This window comes from Ensifer sp. ENS02 (assembly GCF_014851885.1).
Classification (GTDB): domain Bacteria; phylum Pseudomonadota; class Alphaproteobacteria; order Rhizobiales; family Rhizobiaceae; genus Ensifer; species Ensifer adhaerens.
In genome coordinates, this window is sequence record NZ_JACVAO010000013.1 from 18,712 (window position 1) to 40,281 (window position 21,570).

Here is a 21,570-nt window from a genome sequence, read left to right on the forward strand (position 1 = left end):
TCCCTCTTTTGATTTATGCTGGTTTATGCAGGCCCGGCGCGCCGGACGGCAGAACGGGGGTCCCGACGGGCGCGTTGCGCGCCTGCGCCGCTGAGCGGCGGCGGCCGATGTAGGCCTCGATGACATCAGGGTTAGCCTGGATTTCCGCCGGTGTGCCGATGGCGATCTGCTGGCCCTTGTTGAGCACGACGACAACATCGCAGAGCCGCATGATCAGCTTCAGGTCATGCTCGACGACGAGCAGGCCGAGGCGGTATTTCGTGCGGATGCGGTCGAGCACATGCATCAATTCCTCGGTCTCGGCCGGGTTCATGCCGGCAGCCGGCTCGTCGAGCAGCAGGTAACGCGGTTTCAGCGCCAGCGCGCGGGCGATTTCTAGCCGCCTCTGCGCACCGTAGGAAAGCGTGCCGGCCAGCCGGTCGGCAAATTCCGCGAGGCCCACTTCCGAAAGCACCGTCAAGGCACGGGCAGCGGGATCCTCACCGCCCGCCTTCAAGGCGCTCGCCGCAACCGTGACGTTCTCGATGACCGTTAGGTTCTTGAAGAGACGGATGTTCTGGAAGGTGCGGGCAAGGCCCGCGACGGGAACCGCGTGAACGGCAAGCGACGCCACATCCTGGCCATCGATCAGCACGCGGCCCGTCGACGGCGGCACGACGCCGGACACACTGTTGATCAGCGTCGACTTGCCCGCACCGTTCGGGCCGATAAGGCCAGTGACGATACCGGGCTTGATCTCGAAATTGGCGTTCTCGAGCGCCACGAGGCCGGCAAATTTCTTGCCGAGGTTTTCGACCCGGAGAGAGCCGTGACCGGCTGAAGCGGCCTCGGACGCAGGCACGCTTTTTACCGGCACAACGTCCTTCTCTGTGGAGCGCTTGAACCAGCCGAAGCGCTCGTCAAGTTCGCGCACACCGAAGAGGCCATCCTGCAGGCGGTACATCACGACGAGGATTGCCACGCCGATCCCGATGTCGGTGAGGCCGAAGACGGTCGGCAGCTTGAGGAAGCCGAGATCGACGCCACCCTCGAGCTTGCGCAGGAGTTCGACAATCAGCATGATTACGGCAGCGCCGCCGACGGCACCCGAGACGGTGGTGATACCGCCGAGGATCAGCATCGCCAAAAGCATGAAGGTGAGGTTGAAGTAGAAGTCTTTCGACGAAAACGCGCCGAGGAAATGGGCCAGCAAGGCGCCAGCAGCGCCTGCAAGCACCGCACCGAGAACCCAGGCGAAGAAGCGCTGCAGTTTGACATTGACGCCGACGGCGCTCGAGGCGATCTCGTCTTCGCGCGACGCCCGAAGCTTCAAGCCAGCACTCGAATCCCGATAGAGACGCGCAACCACCACGGCAGCGATAGCAAAGGGCACCGCCACCCAGAGATTGACCGCGCGGGGAATACCAAAAAAGGTCTGGCTGCCGCGGGTGAAATCGGTCGAGGCGACGAGCACAACATGCACGATGACGAGGAAACCAAGGGTCGCGATCGAAGCCGATGAGCCGCCAAGGCGCGCCACGGGAATGCCGATCAGCACCGCGACGAGCGCAACCACGACAAGCGCAATCGCAAGTGCCGGAAGGAAGGGCATGCCCATCCCGGCCAGCCATTCCGGCAGATGTGGCAACGCTGTCTTTTGGATGATCGGATTTAGCGTCAACAGACCCGACGCATAGGCACCGATCGCCATGAAGCCGACATGGCCGAAGGAAACGATACCGGAATTGCCGGCATAGATGCCGATGCCGAGCACGGCGATGACGTTGATCATGTAAAGCGTCACCAGGCGCTCGCCGCTGCCCGGAAAGAACAACGAGGCGATGGCGGCAGCGGCCAAAAGCGGCAGCGACGCTACAAGGATACCAACGACGGTTTCTCGCCTGACGCGCACCATCCGCATTCCCCCAGATTTTGGCCCGGCCGCGTATTTTTTGGCTCGGGCCCGTTCCCGACATGAACGTTATCGCAGATCGACCAAATGTCAATCTTGTTTCAAAAAACATTATCTGCTAGCAATTATGTAACAAAAATTAGAAATCGGAATTCACGCCATCGTTTTTGGGAGGCAGAAATCGTGGCAATCCGGGACCGACTGACAGACGGCGCAATTACCTTCACGCGCTCGGAACTGAAGATCGTCAGGCAGCTTCTGTCGAATTATCCGGCAGCAGGGCTGAACACGGTCGCGCATCTCGCGGCCGCTGCCGGCGTCAGCAATCCGACCGTCGTGCGCTTTGCCAACACACTGGGCTTTGAGGGTTATCCGGAGTTCCAGAAGGCGCTGCTCAGTGAAGTCCAAGAGCGCATGAGCTCGCCGCTCTCCATGCTCGACGCGCGCCGCCCGTCGCTGGAACAAGAGAACTTCTACCAGTACTTCCTTCGCGCCAGCATCCATGCGCTGGAGTCTTCGATGCAAATGCTGCCTTCGGAAGACTTCGAGGCAGCCGTGGATGCGGCGGCCGACATGAGCGCTCGCATCCATTGCCTCGGCGGCCGCTTCAGCGGCTTTCTCGCGGGCCTCCTCTGGTCGCACATGAAGCAGCTCAGGGGCGACACGCGCTGGATCAACGGCAGTCAGGCCGACCAGGTCGATCAGCTTGTCGACCTCGGCAAGCGCGACGTGCTTTTCGTCTATGACTATCGCCGCTACCAGAACGACACGATCCGCTTTGCTCGTCAGGCGGCCGAGCAAGGATCGCGCATCGTGCTCTTTACTGACCGCTGGCTCTCGCCGATCGCCGATTTCGCGACAGTGACGCTGACGGCACCCGTCGACACGGTCTCGCCCTACGACACGATGGTGCCGGCGATTGCCCAGACGGAGGCGGTGATTGCGGCACTTACCGCCCGCCTTGCCACGCAGTCACGTAGTCGCATCGAGCGCATGGAGGACCTGCGCCGCGGATACGCCATCACGGAGGACGCCTTCAATCCAGCCGTTGAAGACGACCGCTGACCCTTTCCGCCGTCCCGGCGAACCAGAACAAACCGAGGAGAATTCGAATGAGTGCAGTCACTGTCAAGGTTGGCGACGATCGCTTGAGGCGCGACAGCGCCTATGAGGCTGGCCGCACCTCGCTGCTGTTCGTCGACATGCAGCGCATCTGGTGCGAGCCGAACCTCGACCCGACCCACCCGCAGGACGCCGAGAGCTATTATCACAGGCGCCTGCGCCAGACCGTCATCCCAAACCAGGTACGCATTCTGGAGGCGGCGCGAAAGGCCGGTTGCGATGTGCTGCACACGATCATCGAAAGCCTGACGCTCGACGGCCGCGACCGCTCGCTCGACCACAAGCTCTCCGACATGCACGTGCCGAAAGGTTCTCCGGAGGGGCAGGTCATTGCGGAACTTTCGCCCATCGACAACGAGATCGTGCTGCCGAAGACGTCGTCGGGCGTCTTCAACTCGACCAACATCGACTACGTCCTGCGCAACCTCAACACCCGCTACCTGATCATCGCCGGCGTCATCACCGACCAGTGCGTCGACATGGCGGTGCGCGACGCCGCCGACCGCGGTTACCTTGTCACCGTCGTCAACGACGCCTGCGCCACCTATAGCGAGCAGCGCCATGACGCGGCCCTTCGTGCCTACTCCGGCTATTGCTGGACGACCGACACTGAGACGGTGGTCAGCCGCCTCGGCACTTTGCGCCAAGCCTGAATCGCCGCCTAAAAAATGAACGAATAGAGGGGAACCCCATGACGGAAACCAACAACGGCAAGGCGGCCGCCGCACTGACGGAACTTGCCACCTTCGTCACGACCGACATCGCCGGCATCACGCGCGGCCGCAGTTTTGCGGCTTCCGAGATCGACAGCTACCTGCGCAAGGGTGTCGGCTGGGTGCCGGCCAACCTGGCGCTCACGCCCTTCGACCTGATTGCCGAGAACAATCCCTGGGGCTCGGCCGGCGACCTCCGGCTGATGGCCGACCCCGACAGCAAGGCGCGCGTCACCTGCCTGCCAGACGAGACGCCGCTGCATTTCTATCACGCCGACATCACCGACCTCCAAGGCAATGCCTGGGACTGCTGCGTACGCAGCTTCCTGAAACAGACGCTGAAGGAATACGAACAAGTCGGCCTCAAAGTCATTTCAGCCGTCGAGCAGGAGTTCCAGTTGCTCGGCGTCGACTGGCCGGATGCGCCGTCCTTCGGCCTGCGCGCCCAGCGCCGTGCCGAACCCTTCGGGTCTCTGCTGATGACCGCTTTGCAGGAAGCCGGCGCCGAGCCGGAAATGTTCCTGCCGGAATACGGAAAGGACCAGTTCGAAATCACCTGCCGTCCCGCCGACGCGCTGACCGCCGCCGATCGCGGCGCTACCATCCGTGCAATCACCAAGGAAGTCGCCGCCCTCTTCGGCTGGAACGCGAGTTTTGCCCCGAAGACGGTCTCGAATGGCGTCGGCAACGGCGTGCACCTGCATGTGAGCTTCACCGATCTCGACGGCAATCCGGTGACCTTTGACGCCTCGCGCCCCGGCAGGCTCTCCAAGATCGCCGGCGCCTTTGCCGCCGGCGTCATCAAGCATCTGCCGGCGCTGACCGCCTTTACCGCTCCGTCGGTGCTTTCCTACATGCGGCTCGTGCCGCACCATTGGAGCGCCGCTTACACCTGCCTTGGCGAAAAGAACCGCGAAGCGACGCTCAGGATCTGCCCGACACTGGACCTTCCCGGCAGCAATCCGGCCAGGCAGTTCAATATGGAATACCGCGCCGCCGACGCATGCGCCAGCCCGCATCTGTCGCTGGCCGTCTTGTTGAAGGCCGGCCTCGAAGGCATCAAGGCCGGGCTCGAACAGCCGCCCTTGATCAATTCCGACCCCTCCGATTTCTCGGCGGCAGAGCAGGAGAAGCTCGGTATTCGTCGCCTGCCCGCGAGCCTGCCGGAAGCTCTGGATACGCTCACCGCCGATCCGGTCGTCACGGGCTGGTTCTCTCGAGATTTCCTTGACTGCTACATGGCGATGAAGCGCAAGGAGATCGAGATCGTCGATGGGCTCTCGCCGGACGAACTTTGTGCCCGCTATGCGGCGGTCTACTGATTGACGGATGGGCAACCCATGACCTCGACAACGGCCATCAAGAGCCTAGAACCCGGCGCGCGACACGACCCGAGCGCGCCGCTGCTTTCGATCGACGAACTGCCGCCCTATGCGGTCTTCAACCCGGACGGCACCTCCTCGATCCTGCTCTTATGCGAGCACGCCTCCAACCGGATGCCACGCGCGCTCGGCGATATGGGGCTTCCGCTGCACGAGCGCCAGCGCCACATCGCCTGGGATATCGGCGCCATGGCGCTGGCTCAGCACCTAAGCCTCAGCCTCGATGCACCACTGTTCTTCACCAACTATTCAAGGTTGGTGATTGACTGCAACCGGCCGCTTCCCGCCCCCTCGATGATCCCCGAGATCAGCGAGACGACGGAGATCCCCGCCAACCGAAACCTGAGCGACGAAGAGCGGCAGCAGCGGATCGATACGCTGTTCACGCCCTTCGCTGAAGCGGTCAGCCGCCGTCTCGACCGGCTCGAAGGCGAAGGCAAGCGGCCATTTGTCGTCGGCATCCACAGCTTCACGCCGGTCTATTTCGGCAAGCCGCGCCCCTGGCAGGCCGGCATCCTCTATCGCGACGCCGTCGATTTTGCCGGTTCGCTGATCCGAGAACTGGCCAGCGAAAGCCAGCTGACGATCGGCGACAACGAGCCCTACAACATCCATCCCGACGAGGATTACACCGTTCCGGTTCATGCCGACGCGCGTGGGCTTCCGGGCGTTCTGGTCGAGGTGCGCCACGATCTGATCGATACGGATGCGGGCGTCACTGCCTGGGGCGAGCGTCTCACCCGGTGTCTTAAAGCTAGCGTAGGGGAAGCCCCGTGACCGCACTCTACAAGAGAGACCAAGCGGCAATCGCCAACCTGCAGAAGCTGCGCTTCTTCCCGCTTGCAGTGACCGGTGGCCGCGGCGCGAGGCTGACGGAGGAAAACGGCCGCGAACTGATCGACCTCTCCGGGGCATGGGGGGCGGCGAGCCTTGGCTATGGCCACCCGGCGCTGGTTGAGGCAATCTCCGGTGCTGCGGCAAATCCCGCCGGCGCCAGTGTTCTTTCTGCCGCCAATGGACCGGCGGCGGCCCTTGCCGAAAAACTCCTCACGGCCTTTCCCGGATCGGGCGACAACAAGGTCTGGTTCGGTCATTCCGGATCCGATGCCAACGAGGCGGTCTTCCGCGCTGTCACCAAGGCGACGGGACGGTCGGGCGTCATCGCCTTCGTCGGCGCCTACCACGGCTGTACCGTGGGCTCGATGGCTTTTTCCGGCCACAGCGTCCAGGCGGGCGCGCCCAAGGCAGACGGACTGCTCCTGCTACCGTACCCCGATCCCTACCGGCCCTACCACGACGACCCGACAGGTGGTGCGATACTCGCAGAATTACGGGAGCGACTTGAGGCGGCGCCGGAGCGTTTCGCGGTCGCCTTCATCGAGCCGATCCAGTCCGACGGCGGCCTGATCGTTCCGCCAACCGGTTTTTTTAAAGCCTTTTCCGCGATCTGCCGGGAATTCAATGTGCTCGTCGTCTGCGACGAAGTGAAGGTCGGGCTTGGCCGCAGCGGCCGCCTGCATTGCTTCGAACATGAGGATTTCGTCCCCGACATCCTGACCATCGGCAAGGGTCTTGGCGGCGGACTGCCGCTTTCTGCCGCGATCGGCCCGGCACGCATCCTCGATTGTGCCAGCGCCTTTGCCATGCAGACGCTCCACGGCAATCCGATCTCTACTGCCGCCGGCCTCGCCGTTCTTGAAACCATTGAGCGCGAAGAGCTTGCGCAGGAAGCGGAGCGCAAAGGCAAACTGCTGCGCGACGGCCTGGCAAGGCTTGCCGAACGATATCAACTGATCGGCGATATCCGCGGTCGAGGTCTTGCCTGCGGCGTCGACCTCGTTCTCGATCGGCAGGCACGGGCTCCAGCGCGAGCGGAAGCAGCAAAACTTATCTATCGGGCCTATGAACTCGGCCTCGTCGTCTACTGTGTCGGGATGAACGCAAATGTTCTGGAGATGACTCCGCCGCTGACCGTCCCGGACACCGACATCGATCAGGCATTAAACGTTCTGGATCGAGCTTTCGCCGAAGTCTCCGACGTTCCGGATACAGTTGTTTCGCAGTTCGCGGGCTGGTAAAGGCAGTCTCAAGACCTAAGCTCGCGCCCGCCACGGTTGGGATATTTAGGTCCCACCTGTCGTGACGCGCGCACTGATGATGGCGGCGTATATCCTTTGGCTGGAACCAGCGTCTTTGCCGTACGTTGAGAACCCGCCACAGTGCTCTAAGTCATTAAGGGTTTGAGCGTCTTAAAAAATGCCCCGCAATCCTCACGTCTCTACACGAAGTGGCACTGGGTCGGACGACCATCAAAAGGCGGAAATGCTCGCCCAGAGAGCCCCCGCGGGAACAAAAGAGGCGGATCACAGCGCAGACGCTGACCCGTTGATACGAGCTGGAACGAGCGAACATCTGCCTCTGCCGTTTGAGCAGACCCGACAGGCAGCGCACGCTCTGCTTCGTGCGCTTCACTACGATTTGCGGGCTATCTCAACAGCGGTCAAGGTCAAGGCCCGGGCGGCTGCTTCGTCCGTAAAGACCAAGGTCCAGGCTACGGATAAGCAAACTCTTTCATTTCTGCTGAAAAATCTCGGCGGGGCACTTGCGAACGCTCCCAAAAAGGCAGGACGAGCGCTTCGCCGGTCTAGCCAGCCTGTCTTGCAAAGGAAAGCCAGGTGGAAATCGGCGGTGCGGCTGACCGCCGTTTTCTGTATTCTGGTTGGTGTAACGGGCTTGGTGTGGGCGCTAAAAGATGTCCCTTGGGCCGAGATCCGGGACGGTACACTAAAGCCTATCGTGGTGTTGGAAACCGCGGACGGTCAGCCGCTGGTCAGACAAGGACCTTATCAAGGACCTTACGCACAGTTCGACCAATTCACGCCACAACTGATCGATGCGGTACTGTCTGTTGAAGACCGGCGGTTCATGGACCACTTCGGCATCGATATCAGAGGCATCGGACGAGCGCTTCTTCGAAACCTCAAGGCAGGGTCGGTTGTGGAGGGTGGTAGCACCATCACCCAGCAGCTCATCAAGTTGCAGTATCTCGACAGCGATCGTACGGTAAAACGAAAGATACAGGAGTTCGTGATTGCCCTGTGGCTGGAGTGGAAACTCGGAAAGCAGGAAATCCTGACGCGTTACCTCAACAGCGCCTATCTTGGCGCTGGCGCAACGGGTATGCCGGCCGCCGCACGCATTTATTTCAACAAGGATATCGGAGCGCTAAACCTTTCGGAATCGGCGCTTCTGGCGGGATTGTTGCGGGCTCCTAGCCTATGGAACCCGATCGACAATCTTGAAGGTTCCCGAAAGCGCACATCGGTCGTCCTCGACGCGATGGTTGCGAACGGCAAGGTTGACGCGTCAAAGGCTGCGCAGATCAAGGCGAGCTTTGCTACCCTCCACCCGACAACGCCAACGCCCCGATCCGGCAGTTGGTTTGCGGACTGGGTCTCACCGCAGGCGAGCGAAATCGCCGGGACTTCGCCGGGCTCGACCACAGTTCGAACAACGCTTGTTCCCCGGCTTCAGGGGATTGCCGAAAGGGTCATCAAGAGGGCCTTGGATACTGAGGGAAGAACTGTTGGTGCATCTCAGGCCGCATTGGTGGCAATGACCCCGGATGGAGCGGTTGTGGCCATGGTCGGCGGCCGCGATTACAAAGAGAGCCAGTTCAACCGTGCCGTCACGGCAAAACGGCAGCCGGGCTCCACCTTCAAGCTGTTCGTTTACTATGCCGCTCTGAAGGCCGGACTTTCCTTATCCGACCGGGTACTGGACGCACCGATCGAAATCAACGGCTGGTCACCAGAGAATTCCGGCGGCCGCTATCGCGGCTGGGTCACGATCGCTGAGGCCTTCGCCCGGTCTCTCAACGCGCCAACAGTGGCGCTCGCCCAACATGTCGGCCTTGACAAGGTGATCAGTGCCGCGCGGGAACTCGGGATCGACGCGCCACTTGTCGATACGCCTTCGCTGGCGTTAGGCACGTCCGAGGTCAGCTTGCTTGACCTGACAAGTGCCTATGCGTCCGTGCAATTCGGCAAGGCCCCCGTTGAACCCAGGGGAATTATCGAATTTCAGGCTTCGAACCAAGCAACGGCTTTTCGAGTCGGGGCAAAAGATACGCCAAGCGTGGATCTGGCCCCGTATCGGCGCGATCTCCTTTCCCTTCTACAGCTTGTCGTGGAACGCGGTACCGGGCGCGCAGCCGACCCCGGCGCGTTTGCTGCTGGCAAGACCGGCACGAGCCAGAACAATCGTGACGCTTGGTTTGTCGGGTTCACCGAGCCGCTTGTCGCAGGGGTCTGGGTCGGCAACGACGATGACACGCCGATGAAAGGCGTAACGGGCGGGGATATGCCAGCGCAGATTTGGCGGGATTTCATGCGGGAAGCGTTGGCGACCCCCGCAGCGGGCGTTCTGGTTGACGACAGCGCTCCGCCTCAGAGCTGCAACATCACCGCTTGCTCTCGCAGCTATCGCTCCTTCCGGCCATCGGACTGCAGCTACCAACCCTATTTCGGGGAGCGAAGGCTCTGCGAAAAATGACGAATACGTCGGATCAAATGCGAACCGCCCACAAAGGCGGCAAGCCTCGATGCCTTCCCCTCTCGGAACCGGCCAAGGCGGCCCAGCAAGCGGGAACCTTTTCCGTACATTCGTGTTTTTGCTTTGCTGATGATCTCGGATCCCTCCGGATCAAGGTAGGAGCCCCATCATCGCTCCGGCGAAGGTGGGGCTTTTTCACAACGCCGTCAACGCTTCGTGACAACACCGCGTAGCCGAGGGCCGCCGCCAGGCCGTGCGCAGGTCGTGCAACTGGAAGAGCTCGATCCGCTGGAACAGCTCGATCCGCGGACCATGGTCATAGCGATGACGGCAGACGTGCAATGGCCATGAGACAATTCTGCCCGAAGAGCGTTATGTAGTTGGTATGAGCAGATTCACGGAAACCGAAATCGCATTGATCGAGCGCCTACGCGCGTTGAAGGCTATGCCGGACATGTCCATCAACGTGTTTGAAGTCGGCGATCCTTTGACCTCGGCAGGATTCTCGCAGGATGAAATCCTGGAGGTGCTCTACGCTCTTGAACAGGACAAAATCATCGCTCTGTTGCCTGGAAACCGACTGACAATGCTCAAAGAACTGCCGAATGGCTAGTGTGGCGCTGCGGGTTTGGCCGTAAATTGCCTCACCAAGTGCAACACCGTCGAGCTTGCCCTCGACCAAATCTCGACCTCTTTGCCCTCGGTCATAAGTATCACCGTCTCCTGGCCCTGATGGCCATAGGCGCTGGCTCGTATGCCTATGGGTAGCGAGCACCCCGAGCCACAGCATGCTGGATCCGTCATGCCTCTCCTCTCCAGTGAGACGCATAGGTCCGAGCAGCCTTCACGACCGCAAGCGGCCTTCGAAGAATGGTAGGCGGGTGATGAACGCGTTCTCCACCGGCAATAGAACACAAACTCGCACTACCGCGCGCACTGGCGTGCGCGACCAACGCGTGAGAAAATCGCGTGCTGCAGGGCGTGTGCGCTACTCGCTTTGGCGGAAATTGCGGATGCGATCGAAAAGGACTGCAAGGATTATCGCGCCGCCGATGAATGTCCCCTGCCAGAACGCATTGATGCCGAGAAGTCCGAGGCTATTGCGGATCACCTCGATGAGTGCCGCACCGACAAGTGCGCCGAAGGCAGTACCTGCGCCGCCAGCGAGATTAGCGCCCCCAATCACTGCCGCAGCGATGACCTGCAACTCCATGCCCGCTCCAATATTGGTCGTCACAGCACCCAGCCAGCCGGTCTGAATGATGCCGGCGATGCCAGCCGACAGCGCCGAGATCATATAGACGCAGACCTTGATGGGTCGTACGGGAAGGCCCGTGGCAACGGCCGCCTTTTCGTTGCCACCAATGGCGTAAATGTAGCGGCCGATCCGCGTCCACCGCAGCACGAAGCCGGTCAGGAGCGCCAGCACGATCATGTAGATCACTGGATTGGCGATACCGAAGACCGCCCCACCGCCCAGCGCCAGCAGCTTGGCATGATCGGGGCCAAATTCGAAGACGACAGTATTGTTGGATGCGACCATGGCCAGGCTCCGGGCAACCGAGAGCATGCCGAGCGTTACGACAAAGGGCGGAAAGCCGAGATAGGCAATCAAGATGCCATTGAACGCGCCGATCACTAATGCCGTGGCGACCGAGACGGCAATGCCCGTCCCTATGCCGTATCCCGCATGCATCGTGACTGCAAGTACCATACTGCACAGGCAGAGCACCGACCCTACCGATAAATCAATCCCACCGGTGATGATGACAAGCGTCATCCCGAGCGCGATGATTGCGATGAAAGTGACGTTGCGGGTGATGTTGTAGAGGTTCTTTGCCGTTGCGAAACTGTCGGTGGCGAATGACAGGAAGATGCAGGCGAGAATGACGGCGACCAGTACCCAGAAGGTCTGGCTGCCCAGGACTGTTGCTGCGAGCGTGCGCTGCCTATGGGCTATCGTCTCGTGCAGCGTCGTTGCCATGTTAACCTCGCGTTCCTCCGGCGCAAAAGACCCAGATCGTTTTCCGCTATCCACCCTCAATGGCGCCAGTAATAAGCCCTGTCACCTCTTCCGGAGAGGTCTCGATGATTGGCTTGTCCGCCACCTTTCGGCCTCGGCGCATGACAACGACGCGATCGGCGACATCGAATACGTCGGGCATGCGATGGCTGATAAGCACAACCAGAATGCCACGATCGCGCAGTTGTCGGATGAGATGGAGCACTTCAGCGACCTGGCGCACGGAAATGGCCGCGGTCGGCTCGTCCATCAGAACGATTTTCGCCTCCGAAATCATCGTACGCGCAATCGCCACCGCTTGGCGTTGACCGCCCGACATCTGTTTCACGAGGTCGCGTGCTCTGGTCTCGGAACGGAGTTCCTTAAAGATCTCCGCGGCCCTCCGGTACATTGCCTTGTAGTCGAGCACGCCCAATGGGCCGATGCCCCGCCTCAGTTCGCGTCCGAGAAAAACGTTCGCCGCCGCGGTGAGATTGTCACAAAGGGCAAGATCCTGGTGCACGATCTCAATTCCGAAGTGCCGCGCCTCGACCGGGCGATGCAGCACGATTTCGCTGCCATTGAGGCGCATCGTGCCTTCGCTCGGTCGAAAGTTTCCCGCAATCATTTTGACGAGAGTCGACTTGCCGGCGCCGTTGTCGCCCATCAATCCGACAACCTGGCCTGCCTCTAACGACAGCGAAATGTCATTGACGGCCTGTATGGCCCCGAAGTGCTTGGAAATATTGCTGAGTTCTAGCAGCACGACCAGCCTTCCAAACTCCCAAGACGCGCGGCCTTCACCAAGGCGCGTCACAATATGCCCGCCCCTTGAGTGAGAGATTGCTTATTTACGCAAATCATCACAACCGCGTCAATGATCTCTCGTCTGATAAACCTTATTTGTATGACAATTAGACATTGACGAAAGTCGCAATCATATATTAGCTACTACTGGGAGATAAGCATGCTTATCCTTGTCACCGGGGCAACGGGCAAGGTCGGGCAGCACCTCATATCCACGCTGCTTGACCGACCACGTTTTTCGAAAGCGCGCATTCGCGCGCTCTGCCACAACCGCGTGCTCAATCCAAGCGAGCGCCTCGAGATTATCCGCGGCTCCATCGCCGATCGCGCGGTCGCTGACGCCGCGATTGCCGGCGCGACCCATATCGTGCATCTGGCGACCTGCAAGGAAACGCCCGCCGACGTCATGGATGTGACCGTCAAAGGTCTCTTTTGGCTGCTCGAATCGTTCAGAATGAGCCCAGCAGCCCGGCAGTTCATTCTGATCGGCGGCGACGCCGCGGTCGGCCATTTCTTCTATCGCCATGAAGGACCGATAACCGAGGTGACACCGCATCGCGCCTATCCCGGCAGCTACGCGCTCTCCAAAGTCCTCGAGGAGGTGATGGTCGAGCAGTACTCAGTCCAATATGGGATGAACGTCTGCTGCCTGCGTGCGCCGTGGATCATGGAAAAGGACGACTTCAGGCACTCGCTTTCCTTCGGCGACGACGTTTTCGGTGGACCGGACTGGAAGACGTATTTTCCGCCCCATGAAGCCAGGCGCCACGCAAAGGCCGGAACCGTACCATTACTGCGCGATGCCGACGGAAGACCGCTCAAGCGCAACTTCGTCCACGTCAGCGACCTTGTGTCAGCGATCCTCAGCACGATCGACAATCCGCACGCAGAGCGTCAACGTTTCAACATCGCCATGGATCGTCCGGTCGATTACGGCGAGGTCGCAAGCTATCTCGAACGCACGCGCGGCCTGCCGTCGGTCGATGTTCCAAGCCATTTCCACTCAAACTGGTTGGACAACAGCAAGGCAAAATTCCTGCTGGACTGGCAACCGGAATACGATCTCGAAAAGCTTATCGACCAGGCCTTTCAATACGAGCGTCCACCAAGTGACCCTCGTATCGTCTGGTATCCGGGTTGATTTGTGCCGCGGACAGAGGGTGTCCGCTTGTTTCAACGGGAGGATAAAATGAGGAAAGCATTGGTGCTCGCAGTCGCAGCGCTGGCGCTGGCCGCCGGCCCCGCCGGCGCCCAGACGAAAAAGCAGCTCGTCATCGTCGTTAAGGGTCTCGACAATCCCTTCTTCGAGGCGATCAATCAGGGTTGCCAGAAGTGGAACAAGGAAAACACAAGCTCGGAATATGAATGCTTCTATACCGGCCCGGCGTCGACTTCCGACGAAGCAGGAGAAGCGCAGATCGTCCAGGACATGCTCGGCAAGCCCAGCACGGCTGCGATCGCCATTTCGCCTTCCAACGCCAAGCTGATCGCCCAGACGTTGAAGTCGGCAAACCCGACAGTCCCGGTCATGACGCTTGACGCCGACCTTGCCAAGGAAGATGCGGGCCTGCGAAAGACCTATCTTGGTACCGACAACTATACGATGGGCGCGCGGATCGCGGACTACATCAAGAAGGCAAAACCGAACGGCGGCAAGATCTGCACGATCGAAGGGAACCCTGGCGCTGATAACATCCTGCGCCGTGCTCAAGGGATGCGTGACGTGCTGACCGGCAAGGACGGGCTGGCCGAGCTAAAGGGCGAAGGTGGCTGGACCGAGGTTGCTGGCTGCCCGGTCTTTACCAATGACGACGGCGCCAAAGGCGTGCAGGCGATGACGGACATTCTTGCGGCCAATCCCGATCTCGACGCCTTCGGCATCATGGGTGGTTGGCCACTGTTCGGTGCGCCGCAACCCTATCGCGATCTGTTCAAGCCGATGGCAGACAAGATTGCGAAGAATGAATTCGTCATCGGCGCGGCCGATACGATCGGAGAGGAAGTGGCGATCGCCAAGGAGGGTCTCGTGACCGCACTTGTCGGCCAACGACCCTTCGAAATGGGCTACAAGGCGCCATCGGTCATGCTCGACCTGATCGCCGGCAAGCCGGTAGACGATCCGGTATTTACCGGTCTCGATGAATGCACCAAGGATACGGCCGATACCTGCATCCAGAAATAGGAACGGTGGCCGGAGCGCCCTTTGACGGCCTCCGGCGCCTCCGCCCCATGAGCAGCGAGCGCGGTCAGCACGCTTGACGGCCGGCCGCGACTCCTTGCAACGACCCCGCTTGGAAGTTCCCTTCGGCGAACTATCATCGACAAGACCATTCCTCAATTTTGCAAAGCACGGAGAGCGCAATGACCAAGCGGATCATCTTCACCGGAGGTAGCGGCAAGGCTGGCCGCCATGTCGTGCAATACCTCCTCGAGCAGGGCCATCAGGTGCTCAACCTCGACACGAAGCCCCTCGATAACCCGAAAGTACGCACGCTGATCACCGACATTACCGACAGCGGCCAAGTGTTCAATGCACTGTCGAGCTACACCGGCCTGCACGAATTCGACCCGTCGCTTGCGCCGCAACCGATCGATGCCGTTGTTCATTTCGCGGCGATCCCGCGCATCCTGATCGCGCCTGACAATGAACTCTTTCGCATCAATGTGATGGGCACCTACAATGTCATTGAGGCCGCGACGAAACTTGGCATCCGCAAGATCGTCATCGCATCCAGCGAAACGACCTACGGTCTCGTCTTCGCCAATGAGCCACGAAACCCGCACTATTTTCCGCTCGATGAGGACTATGACGTCGATCCGATGGACAGCTACGCGCTCTCCAAGGTGGTGAACGAAAGGACCGCGCGCGCCTTTGCGCTCAGAAGCGGAGCCGACATCTATGCATTGCGCATTGGAAATGTGATCGAGCCCAACGAATACCACCTTTTCCCAGGCTGGTTTACCGATCCTGGATTTCGAAAGCGCATCGCCTGGAGCTACATCGACGCGCGGGACCTCGGCCAGATCACCCTCAGGGCCATCGACACGGATGGTCTCGGGTTCCAGATCTTCAATGCAGCGAACGACGAGACGTCTTCAGACCTTCCGACGCAAGAGCTGATCGACCGGTTCTATCGGGGCGTACCGGTCAAAGGACAGCTTGGCGAATACGAGACACTTCTGTCGAACCGGAAGGCGCGCGCGATGCTCGGTTTTCAGCCGCAACACAGCTGGCGGACCTATGTTGGCGGCAGGTGACGCAATGCGTGGCTAGAGGGTTCGAGATACGAGAAAAGATGAATGGCTGAACAGCGACCAGAAAAACTCTCCGCAGGCTCGGGTACCGCGGAGGCGGCGCGTGCGACCCGGCGGCTCGACGCGCCGCGCATGTCAGGGCCGAGCGTTCATATGTCGCTCGCCGAAGATATCGGGCTCAGGATCGTGCGTGGCGACTATCCTCCGGGAACGATCCTGCCGAACGAGGCCCAGTGGACGGAAATCTTCAATGTAAGCCGAACCGCTGTCAGGGAGGCGATCAAGATATTGATGGCCAAGGGGCTACTCGCATCGCGTCCAAAAATCGGCAGTTGGGTGGAGCCGAAGGAGCGTTGGAACCTGCTCGACCGCGACGTCCTGAGTTGGTACGCACACTCGCCGGATCGGATCCAGTTCCTCAAGACCGTACAGGAATTTCGTCACATCATCGAACCGGAAGCCACCGCCCTTGCAGCGATCCGCCGCAGCGAAGAACAGATGGCCGAAATCACCGAGGCACTGAGAGACATGGGGCAAGCGACAACGCTGCAGGCTCGCACCCAAGCTGACACGCGCTTCCACCTCGCGATCCTGCGCGCTTCCGGAAATGACCTCCTCATTCCGCTCGGGACGTTGATCGAATCCGCACTCAACCACCTTTTCCTGCTGGTAACCCGGAACGACAGCACCCTCGTCCATGCCCTTAGGCTCCATGAGAACATCGAGAAAAGCATTCGGCTTCAACGCCCGAACGCGGCCCGTAACGCCGTAAGGCGACTTTTAGCGAACACCGATGCACTCATTGCGCATTCAGAGCGCAACATGTGAGCTCAGGGCGCGCGCCGCACGTCGTCGTGAACAAACTGCTGCTGAGAGCTACCCATGCGGTGGACCGGCTAAGGCCCCCCGCGCAGCGTCAGGCCGAGGATCGCGATCGTGACAGCCTTTTACGGCTCGTGGCGTTCACGCAAATTCCGCGTATCGCGCGACATTGTGCTGCAACAACGCGAGCATCGTGTCGCGCAACGGATCTCGCACCGCTTTCATCCAGGCGGCTGAGAGGGGTAGTCGATGCATCGGCGATCCCGATGGATGAGCGAGCGGGATGTAGCTGACACCTGACACAGCAAGTTTCGAGGTCCAGCGTGGAACGATGGCGGACCCGATTCCGGCGGCAACCAGATTGATTATCGTCTGCTTTTCATCGGCTATTTGTGCGACGCGGGGACGCATGTCAAAGTCCGCGAACAATCCCATTGTGAGGTCATGACTGTGCGGTCGCGAGCGGCGTTCTGGCACGATCAATGGCTCTTCCGCCAGATCCTGGACGGTGATTTCGGACCGTCCAGCAAGAGCACTCCCCATTGGTACCGCAACAACTGCCGTTTCATGAAACAGCAACTGCACATTCAGAGTGCGGCTGATCCCATCGCGAGGACGGATCAGAACAAGGTCGAGGCGCCCGGCCAGCAGTTTCGGAATAAGCCGGACAGACTTGTCTTCAATGATCTGTGTGATGACATCAGGCGCCGCCTCCCGAAAATCCTGCAAGAGCAACGGTAAGAGACCGGCGGCAGCACTATCGATCGCGCCGATGCGCAGTATGGCGGACGGCCTGTGTCGGGCTGCACGAAATTTTTCGGCGACTTCGTCAAGCCGCCCCAGGAGCGGCCGCACTTCTTGCAAAAGCGACACGCCGTCATCGGTCAGGCTCACGCTTCGGGTTGTTCTACTCAACAACTGCGTTCGCAAAGATTCTTCCAGTAACCGGATGTGCCGGCCGAGCGAAGCAGGCAGCATGCCCGTCTTCTGGGCAGCTCTTCCAAAGTGCAGTTCTTCGGCGACCGCGACAAAACACCTGAGCTGTTCGAGTTCCACCCCCACGCCCTTCATTATATCAATAAATTATATAATTGCATGAACCTTCATGCGCAGGAAAGGAGAAACTAACCTTCTCGACAAGCGCGAGAGGACGCGCCGGGTTCGAACATAGGGAGGAGCTTGTTTTGACGAGCGACCGGGAGACGCGCGTATTGCGCAAAATCACATGGCGCATCGTGCCATTCATCATGGTTCTCTACCTGATCGCGTTCATCGATCGCGTGAACATCGGCTTCGCGTCTTTGACGATGAACCAGGACCTTGGATTTTCATCGACCGTCTTCGGCGTGGGCGCGGGCATCTTTTTTCTCGGCTACTTTCTTTTCGAGGTGCCGTCGAACCTCATTCTCCACAAAGTCGGCGCCCGCATCTGGATTGCCCGGGTGATGATTACTTGGGGCCTGGTATCGGGTGCGATGGCGCTGGTCCAAGGCACGACGAGCTTCTACACCCTGCGCTTCTTGCTGGGCGTGGCCGAAGCTGGGTTCTTCCCAGGCATCATTCTTTATCTGAGCTATTGGTTTCCTGCGCGTCGCCGAGCGGCTGTCACCGCGATGTTTATGGCAGCTGCTCCGCTTGCAACAGCCATCGGGTCGCCGATTTCTGGCGCCCTTCTCGAGATGCACGGCATCTGGGGCCTGGCCGGCTGGCAGTGGATGTTCATCATCGAAGCTGTTCCGGCGGTAATCTTCGGTGTGGTCGTATTGTTTTTCCTGACGGACCGACCGGAAAAGGCAAAGTGGCTTACCGACGACGAGCGTGCTTGGCTTGTGAAGACCATGGAGCAGGAACAGGCCGGCAAGGTGAAGGCAAGCCACGGCATCTGGGCAGGGCTCGCTGATGTAAGGGTCCTTGCACTTTCGCTCATCTACTTTGGCACGTCAGCAGGTCTCTACACGCTCGGAATCTGGGCACCACAGATCATCAAGAGCTTTGGCCTTTCGTCTTTCCACGTTGGTTTGATCAATTCCATTCCAGCTGTCTTTGCTGTGATCGGCATGATTGTCTGGGCACGCCATTCCGACAGGACCGGCGAACGCACTTGGCACGTTGTCGGTGCCTGTCTGCTGGCTGCCGCGGCCCTTGTCTTTGCAACCGGTGCGACGACTGTGTTTGCCGTGATGATCGCCCTGACGCTTGTGAACATCGGGATCAGCGCCTCCAAGCCGCCGCTGTGGAGCATGCCGACGATGTTCCTCTCAGGCCCGGCCGCAGCCGCTGGTATCGCCACCATTAATTCATTGGGCAACCTCGGCGGCTTCGTCGGCCCCTCGATGATCGGCTGGATCAAGGACACGACAGGGAGTTTTGCCGGTGGTCTCTACTTCGTCGCGGCACTGCTCGTGATTTCGGCAGTGGTCACTCTGATCCTTGCTCGCGGGGCCTCCCGCGAGGCCACTCGGACGGCTTCCATTCAACATTGAAATCCAGATTGGAGAACAACAATGCGCGAATACAAAATTGCAGCGATACCGGCCGACGGAATTGGCCCGGAAGTGATCGCAGCGGGTCTTCAGGTCCTTGAGGCGCTGGAGAAGCGTAGCGGCGACTTCAAGATCCACTCCGAAACCTTTGACTGGGGCTCGGATTACTACAAAAAACATGGCGTCATGATGCCGGCCGATGGTTTGGAGACACTCAAGAAGTTCGACGCAATCTATTTTGGTGCGGTTGGTGCGCCGGATGTCCCCGATCACATCACGCTCTGGGGCCTGCGTCTTCCAATCTGCCAGGGCTTTGACCAGTACGCCAACGTCCGACCGACCAAGATACTCCCGGGAATTACTCCGCCGCTGCGCAACTGCGGGCCAGGCGACCTGGACTGGGTCATCGTTCGAGAAAACTCCGAAGGCGAATACTCGGGCCACGGCGGTCGCGCCCACAAGGGGCTGCCGGAGGAAGTTGGCACCGAGGTTGCCATCTTCACACGCGTCGGCGTTACCCGCATTATGCGCTACGCCTTCAAACTCGCCCAGTCGCGGCCGCGCAAGCTCTTGACCGTCGTCACCAAGTCGAACGCGCAGCGGCATGGCATGGTCATGTGGGACGAGATCGCTGCCGAAGTTTCGAAGGAATTCCCGGATGTGACCTGGGACAAGATGCTAGTCGACGCGATGACGGTGCGCATGACGCTGAGGCCGGAAAGTCTTGACACCATTGTAGCGACCAACCTGCATGCCGACATCCTGTCGGATCTCGCCGGCGCCCTTGCTGGTTCCCTCGGCGTCGCACCGACTGCCAATATCGACCCGGAGCGTCGCTTCCCATCAATGTTCGAGCCGATTCACGGCTCAGCTTTCGACATCACCGGCAAGGGCATCGCCAACCCCATCGCCACCTTCTGGACGGCCGCCCAGATGCTCGAACATCTCGGAGAAAAAGACGCTGCGACAAGACTGATGACGGCTGTCGAACGCGTCACCGAGGCAGGCATCCTCACCCCTGATGTCGGCGGCAGCGCCACCACACAGCAGGTGACCGATGCCGTTTGCGAGGCGATCGCCGGCTCAAACATCCTCGTTGCTGCCGAATGACCTTTAGCGATACATCCGCCCGCGATGCGCTGCGTCAAATGTTCGACGCAGCGGTCACCAGCGCGGATCCGGTTAGAGTGGTGTCAAACCACCTGCCCGATCCGCCCAAGGGCCGCTGCATCGTGATCGGAGCCGGAAAGGCTTCGGCTGCGATGGCGGCGGCACTCGACGCCGCATGGAGCGACGTTGAACTTTCCGGACTAGTCGTGACGAGGTATGGCCATGCAGTTCCTGCCGGGCGCATCGAAATCGTCGAAGCGTCCCATCCGGTCCCCGACGCGATGAGCGTTGAGGCGGCGACACGTATCCTTGAGAAGGTCCGCGACCTTGGGCCGGACGATCTGGTCATTGCCCTGATTTCAGGCGGCGGTTCCGCTTTGCTGGTTGCTCCAGCCGGCAACATGACGTTGGCCGACAAGAAGGAGGTCAACCGGATGCTGCTTGCCAGCGGTGCGACGATCTCGGAGATGAACACCGTTCGAAAGCAGCTTTCAAACATAAAAGGCGGACGGCTCGCGCAGGCAGCATATCCTGCAAGGGTCGTCACGCTCGTGATCTCCGACGTGCCGGGCGACAACTCTTCCGAAATTGCCTCGGGACCCACTGTCTCCAACGAGACGGGCGTTGTCGAGGCTCGCGAAATCGTCGCGCGCTACAAACTCGCTCTTCCACCGGAAGCGATCGCCGTTCTCGACGGTGGCGGCTCCGCGGCGGTGAGCGCCCCGATCAACGCAGAAACGCGGCTGATAGCCTCGCCGTCCACAGCCCTGCATGCGGCGGCACAAGTTGCGCAATCTCACGGGATCCGCCCCTTGATCCTTGGCGATGCACTTGAGGGAGAAGCGAGAGAAGTCGGTACAGTCTTTGCCGGCATCGCGCTCTCCGCGCGCGACAAGGGCTTACCTGTTGCGGGACCAGCCGTGCTCCTGTCGGGCGGAGAAACGTCCGTGTCCTTGCCGAAAGGCTCGACCGGACGTGGCGGCCGCAACACCGAATTCCTGCTGAGCCTTGCGATTGGCTTGAGTGGTGCAAATTCGATCTGGGCAATTGCCGGAGACACAGACGGTATCGACGGTGTCGAGGACGCTGCGGGTGCTTTCGTCACTCCTGACACCCTTACCCGTCTGCAGCAAGTCGGCATTGCTCCGCGCACCGCGCTTTCACAACATGACAGCTACACCGCATTCAAGGCGATTGGCGACCTTGTCGTCACCGGGCCAACACTCACAAACGTCAATGACATACGCGCAATCCTGATCGGATAGAAATCATGCTCCCACGCAGCAACCGCAAGGCCAAGATCGTTGCGACGGTCGGGCCGGCTTCAAATTCGCCCGAAACGCTCAAATCGTTGTTCCTCACCGGCGTCGGACGGACCTTCAAACTGTCATCGTCAGCGGATTCCCGTTCGCGACTGAAGGCAGCACGA

Annotated in this window: 18 protein-coding genes and 1 pseudogene; 14 read left to right on the forward strand and 5 right to left on the reverse strand. The window is 60.3% G+C overall.

All coding sequences use genetic code 11. The features are described from left to right. Nucleotides 1–13 precede the first annotated feature (13 nt). Nucleotides 14–1,894, reverse strand: coding sequence for a branched-chain amino acid ABC transporter ATP-binding protein/permease (locus IB262_RS25345; protein WP_192493952.1), 1,881 nt, complete (start codon nucleotides 1,892–1,894; stop codon nucleotides 14–16). Between the two features lie 180 nt (nucleotides 1,895–2,074). Here IB262_RS25345 and IB262_RS25350 point away from each other — a divergent pair, with 180 nt between their 5' ends. The 7 genes from IB262_RS25350 (at nucleotide 2,075) to IB262_RS25380 (ending at nucleotide 10,275) form a co-directional block, all read left to right on the forward strand. Further along, nucleotides 2,075–2,956 (forward strand): MurR/RpiR family transcriptional regulator, encoded by an 882-nt coding sequence (locus IB262_RS25350; protein WP_060516737.1) that lies wholly within the window; start codon nucleotides 2,075–2,077, stop codon nucleotides 2,954–2,956. Nucleotides 2,957–3,003: 47 nt separating this feature from the next. Next, complete coding sequence (locus tag IB262_RS25355; protein WP_110819361.1) at nucleotides 3,004–3,666, forward strand: isochorismatase family cysteine hydrolase; 663 nt, start codon at nucleotides 3,004–3,006, stop codon at nucleotides 3,664–3,666. Nucleotides 3,667–3,704: 38 nt separating this feature from the next. Continuing rightward, nucleotides 3,705–5,048, forward strand: coding sequence for a glutamine synthetase family protein (locus IB262_RS25360; RefSeq protein WP_060644493.1), 1,344 nt, complete (start codon nucleotides 3,705–3,707; stop codon nucleotides 5,046–5,048). Between the two features lie 18 nt (nucleotides 5,049–5,066). Beyond that, nucleotides 5,067–5,885, forward strand: a complete 819-nt coding sequence (locus tag IB262_RS25365) for an N-formylglutamate amidohydrolase (protein WP_110819359.1) — start codon at nucleotides 5,067–5,069, stop codon at nucleotides 5,883–5,885. Next, on the forward strand, nucleotides 5,882–7,186 hold the full coding sequence (locus IB262_RS25370; RefSeq protein ID WP_192493953.1) for an aminotransferase class III-fold pyridoxal phosphate-dependent enzyme: 1,305 nt from the start codon (nucleotides 5,882–5,884) through the stop codon (nucleotides 7,184–7,186). Before IB262_RS25365 ends, IB262_RS25370 begins: the two co-directional genes overlap by 4 nt. A gap of 244 nt (nucleotides 7,187–7,430) precedes the next feature. Beyond that, the gene (locus IB262_RS25375) at nucleotides 7,431–9,662 is read left to right on the forward strand and encodes a PBP1A family penicillin-binding protein (protein ID WP_246802716.1); all 2,232 of its coding nucleotides are present in this window, start codon (nucleotides 7,431–7,433) and stop codon (nucleotides 9,660–9,662) included. A 385-nt stretch (nucleotides 9,663–10,047) separates the two neighbouring features. Next, complete coding sequence (locus IB262_RS25380) at nucleotides 10,048–10,275, forward strand: hypothetical protein (RefSeq protein ID WP_060516749.1); 228 nt, start codon at nucleotides 10,048–10,050, stop codon at nucleotides 10,273–10,275. 62 nt (nucleotides 10,276–10,337) lie between these two features. Here IB262_RS25380 and IB262_RS36060 read toward each other — a convergent pair. The 3 genes and pseudogenes from IB262_RS36060 to IB262_RS25390 form a co-directional block, all read right to left on the reverse strand. Next, nucleotides 10,338–10,461: pseudogene (locus IB262_RS36060) on the reverse strand (cupin); the annotation flags it as partial. A gap of 189 nt (nucleotides 10,462–10,650) precedes the next feature. Continuing rightward, a complete protein-coding gene (locus tag IB262_RS25385; protein WP_060516753.1) occupies nucleotides 10,651–11,646 on the reverse strand; it encodes an ABC transporter permease in 996 nt (331 codons plus the stop codon). A 46-nt stretch (nucleotides 11,647–11,692) separates the two neighbouring features. Continuing rightward, on the reverse strand, nucleotides 11,693–12,484 hold the full coding sequence (locus IB262_RS25390) for an ATP-binding cassette domain-containing protein (protein ID WP_226020917.1): 792 nt from the start codon (nucleotides 12,482–12,484) through the stop codon (nucleotides 11,693–11,695). 147 nt (nucleotides 12,485–12,631) lie between these two features. Here IB262_RS25390 and IB262_RS25395 point away from each other — a divergent pair, with 147 nt between their 5' ends. The 4 genes from IB262_RS25395 to IB262_RS25410 all read left to right on the forward strand — a co-directional run bounded on the left by IB262_RS25395 (nucleotide 12,632) and on the right by IB262_RS25410 (nucleotide 16,554). Continuing rightward, the gene (locus IB262_RS25395) at nucleotides 12,632–13,612 is read left to right on the forward strand and encodes an NAD(P)-dependent oxidoreductase (RefSeq protein WP_110819357.1); all 981 of its coding nucleotides are present in this window, start codon (nucleotides 12,632–12,634) and stop codon (nucleotides 13,610–13,612) included. A 48-nt stretch (nucleotides 13,613–13,660) separates the two neighbouring features. After that, nucleotides 13,661–14,653, forward strand: coding sequence for a sugar-binding protein (locus IB262_RS25400; protein WP_060516756.1), 993 nt, complete (start codon nucleotides 13,661–13,663; stop codon nucleotides 14,651–14,653). 179 nt (nucleotides 14,654–14,832) lie between these two features. Then, nucleotides 14,833–15,729, forward strand: coding sequence for an NAD(P)-dependent oxidoreductase (locus IB262_RS25405; protein ID WP_060584408.1), 897 nt, complete (start codon nucleotides 14,833–14,835; stop codon nucleotides 15,727–15,729). Nucleotides 15,730–15,858: 129 nt separating this feature from the next. Next, a complete protein-coding gene (locus IB262_RS25410) occupies nucleotides 15,859–16,554 on the forward strand; it encodes a FadR/GntR family transcriptional regulator (protein WP_226020918.1) in 696 nt (231 codons plus the stop codon). Between the two features lie 135 nt (nucleotides 16,555–16,689). Here the strand turns inward: IB262_RS25410 and IB262_RS25415 are convergent, their stop codons facing one another. Beyond that, nucleotides 16,690–17,604, reverse strand: coding sequence for a LysR family transcriptional regulator (locus IB262_RS25415; protein WP_034798776.1), 915 nt, complete (start codon nucleotides 17,602–17,604; stop codon nucleotides 16,690–16,692). A gap of 128 nt (nucleotides 17,605–17,732) precedes the next feature. Between IB262_RS25415 and IB262_RS25420 the strand changes: the two genes are divergently transcribed. The 3 genes from IB262_RS25420 to IB262_RS25430 are packed head-to-tail and all read left to right on the forward strand — an operon-like array spanning nucleotide 17,733 to nucleotide 21,406. Next, on the forward strand, nucleotides 17,733–19,031 hold the full coding sequence (locus IB262_RS25420) for an MFS transporter (RefSeq protein WP_089045957.1): 1,299 nt from the start codon (nucleotides 17,733–17,735) through the stop codon (nucleotides 19,029–19,031). 21 nt (nucleotides 19,032–19,052) lie between these two features. Next, the gene (locus IB262_RS25425) at nucleotides 19,053–20,141 is read left to right on the forward strand and encodes a tartrate dehydrogenase (RefSeq protein ID WP_112976230.1); all 1,089 of its coding nucleotides are present in this window, start codon (nucleotides 19,053–19,055) and stop codon (nucleotides 20,139–20,141) included. Continuing rightward, nucleotides 20,138–21,406 (forward strand): glycerate kinase, encoded by a 1,269-nt coding sequence (locus tag IB262_RS25430; RefSeq protein ID WP_192493955.1) that lies wholly within the window; start codon nucleotides 20,138–20,140, stop codon nucleotides 21,404–21,406. The genes IB262_RS25425 and IB262_RS25430 overlap by 4 nt, the downstream gene beginning before the upstream one ends. The last annotated feature ends 164 nt before the right edge of the window (nucleotides 21,407–21,570 follow it).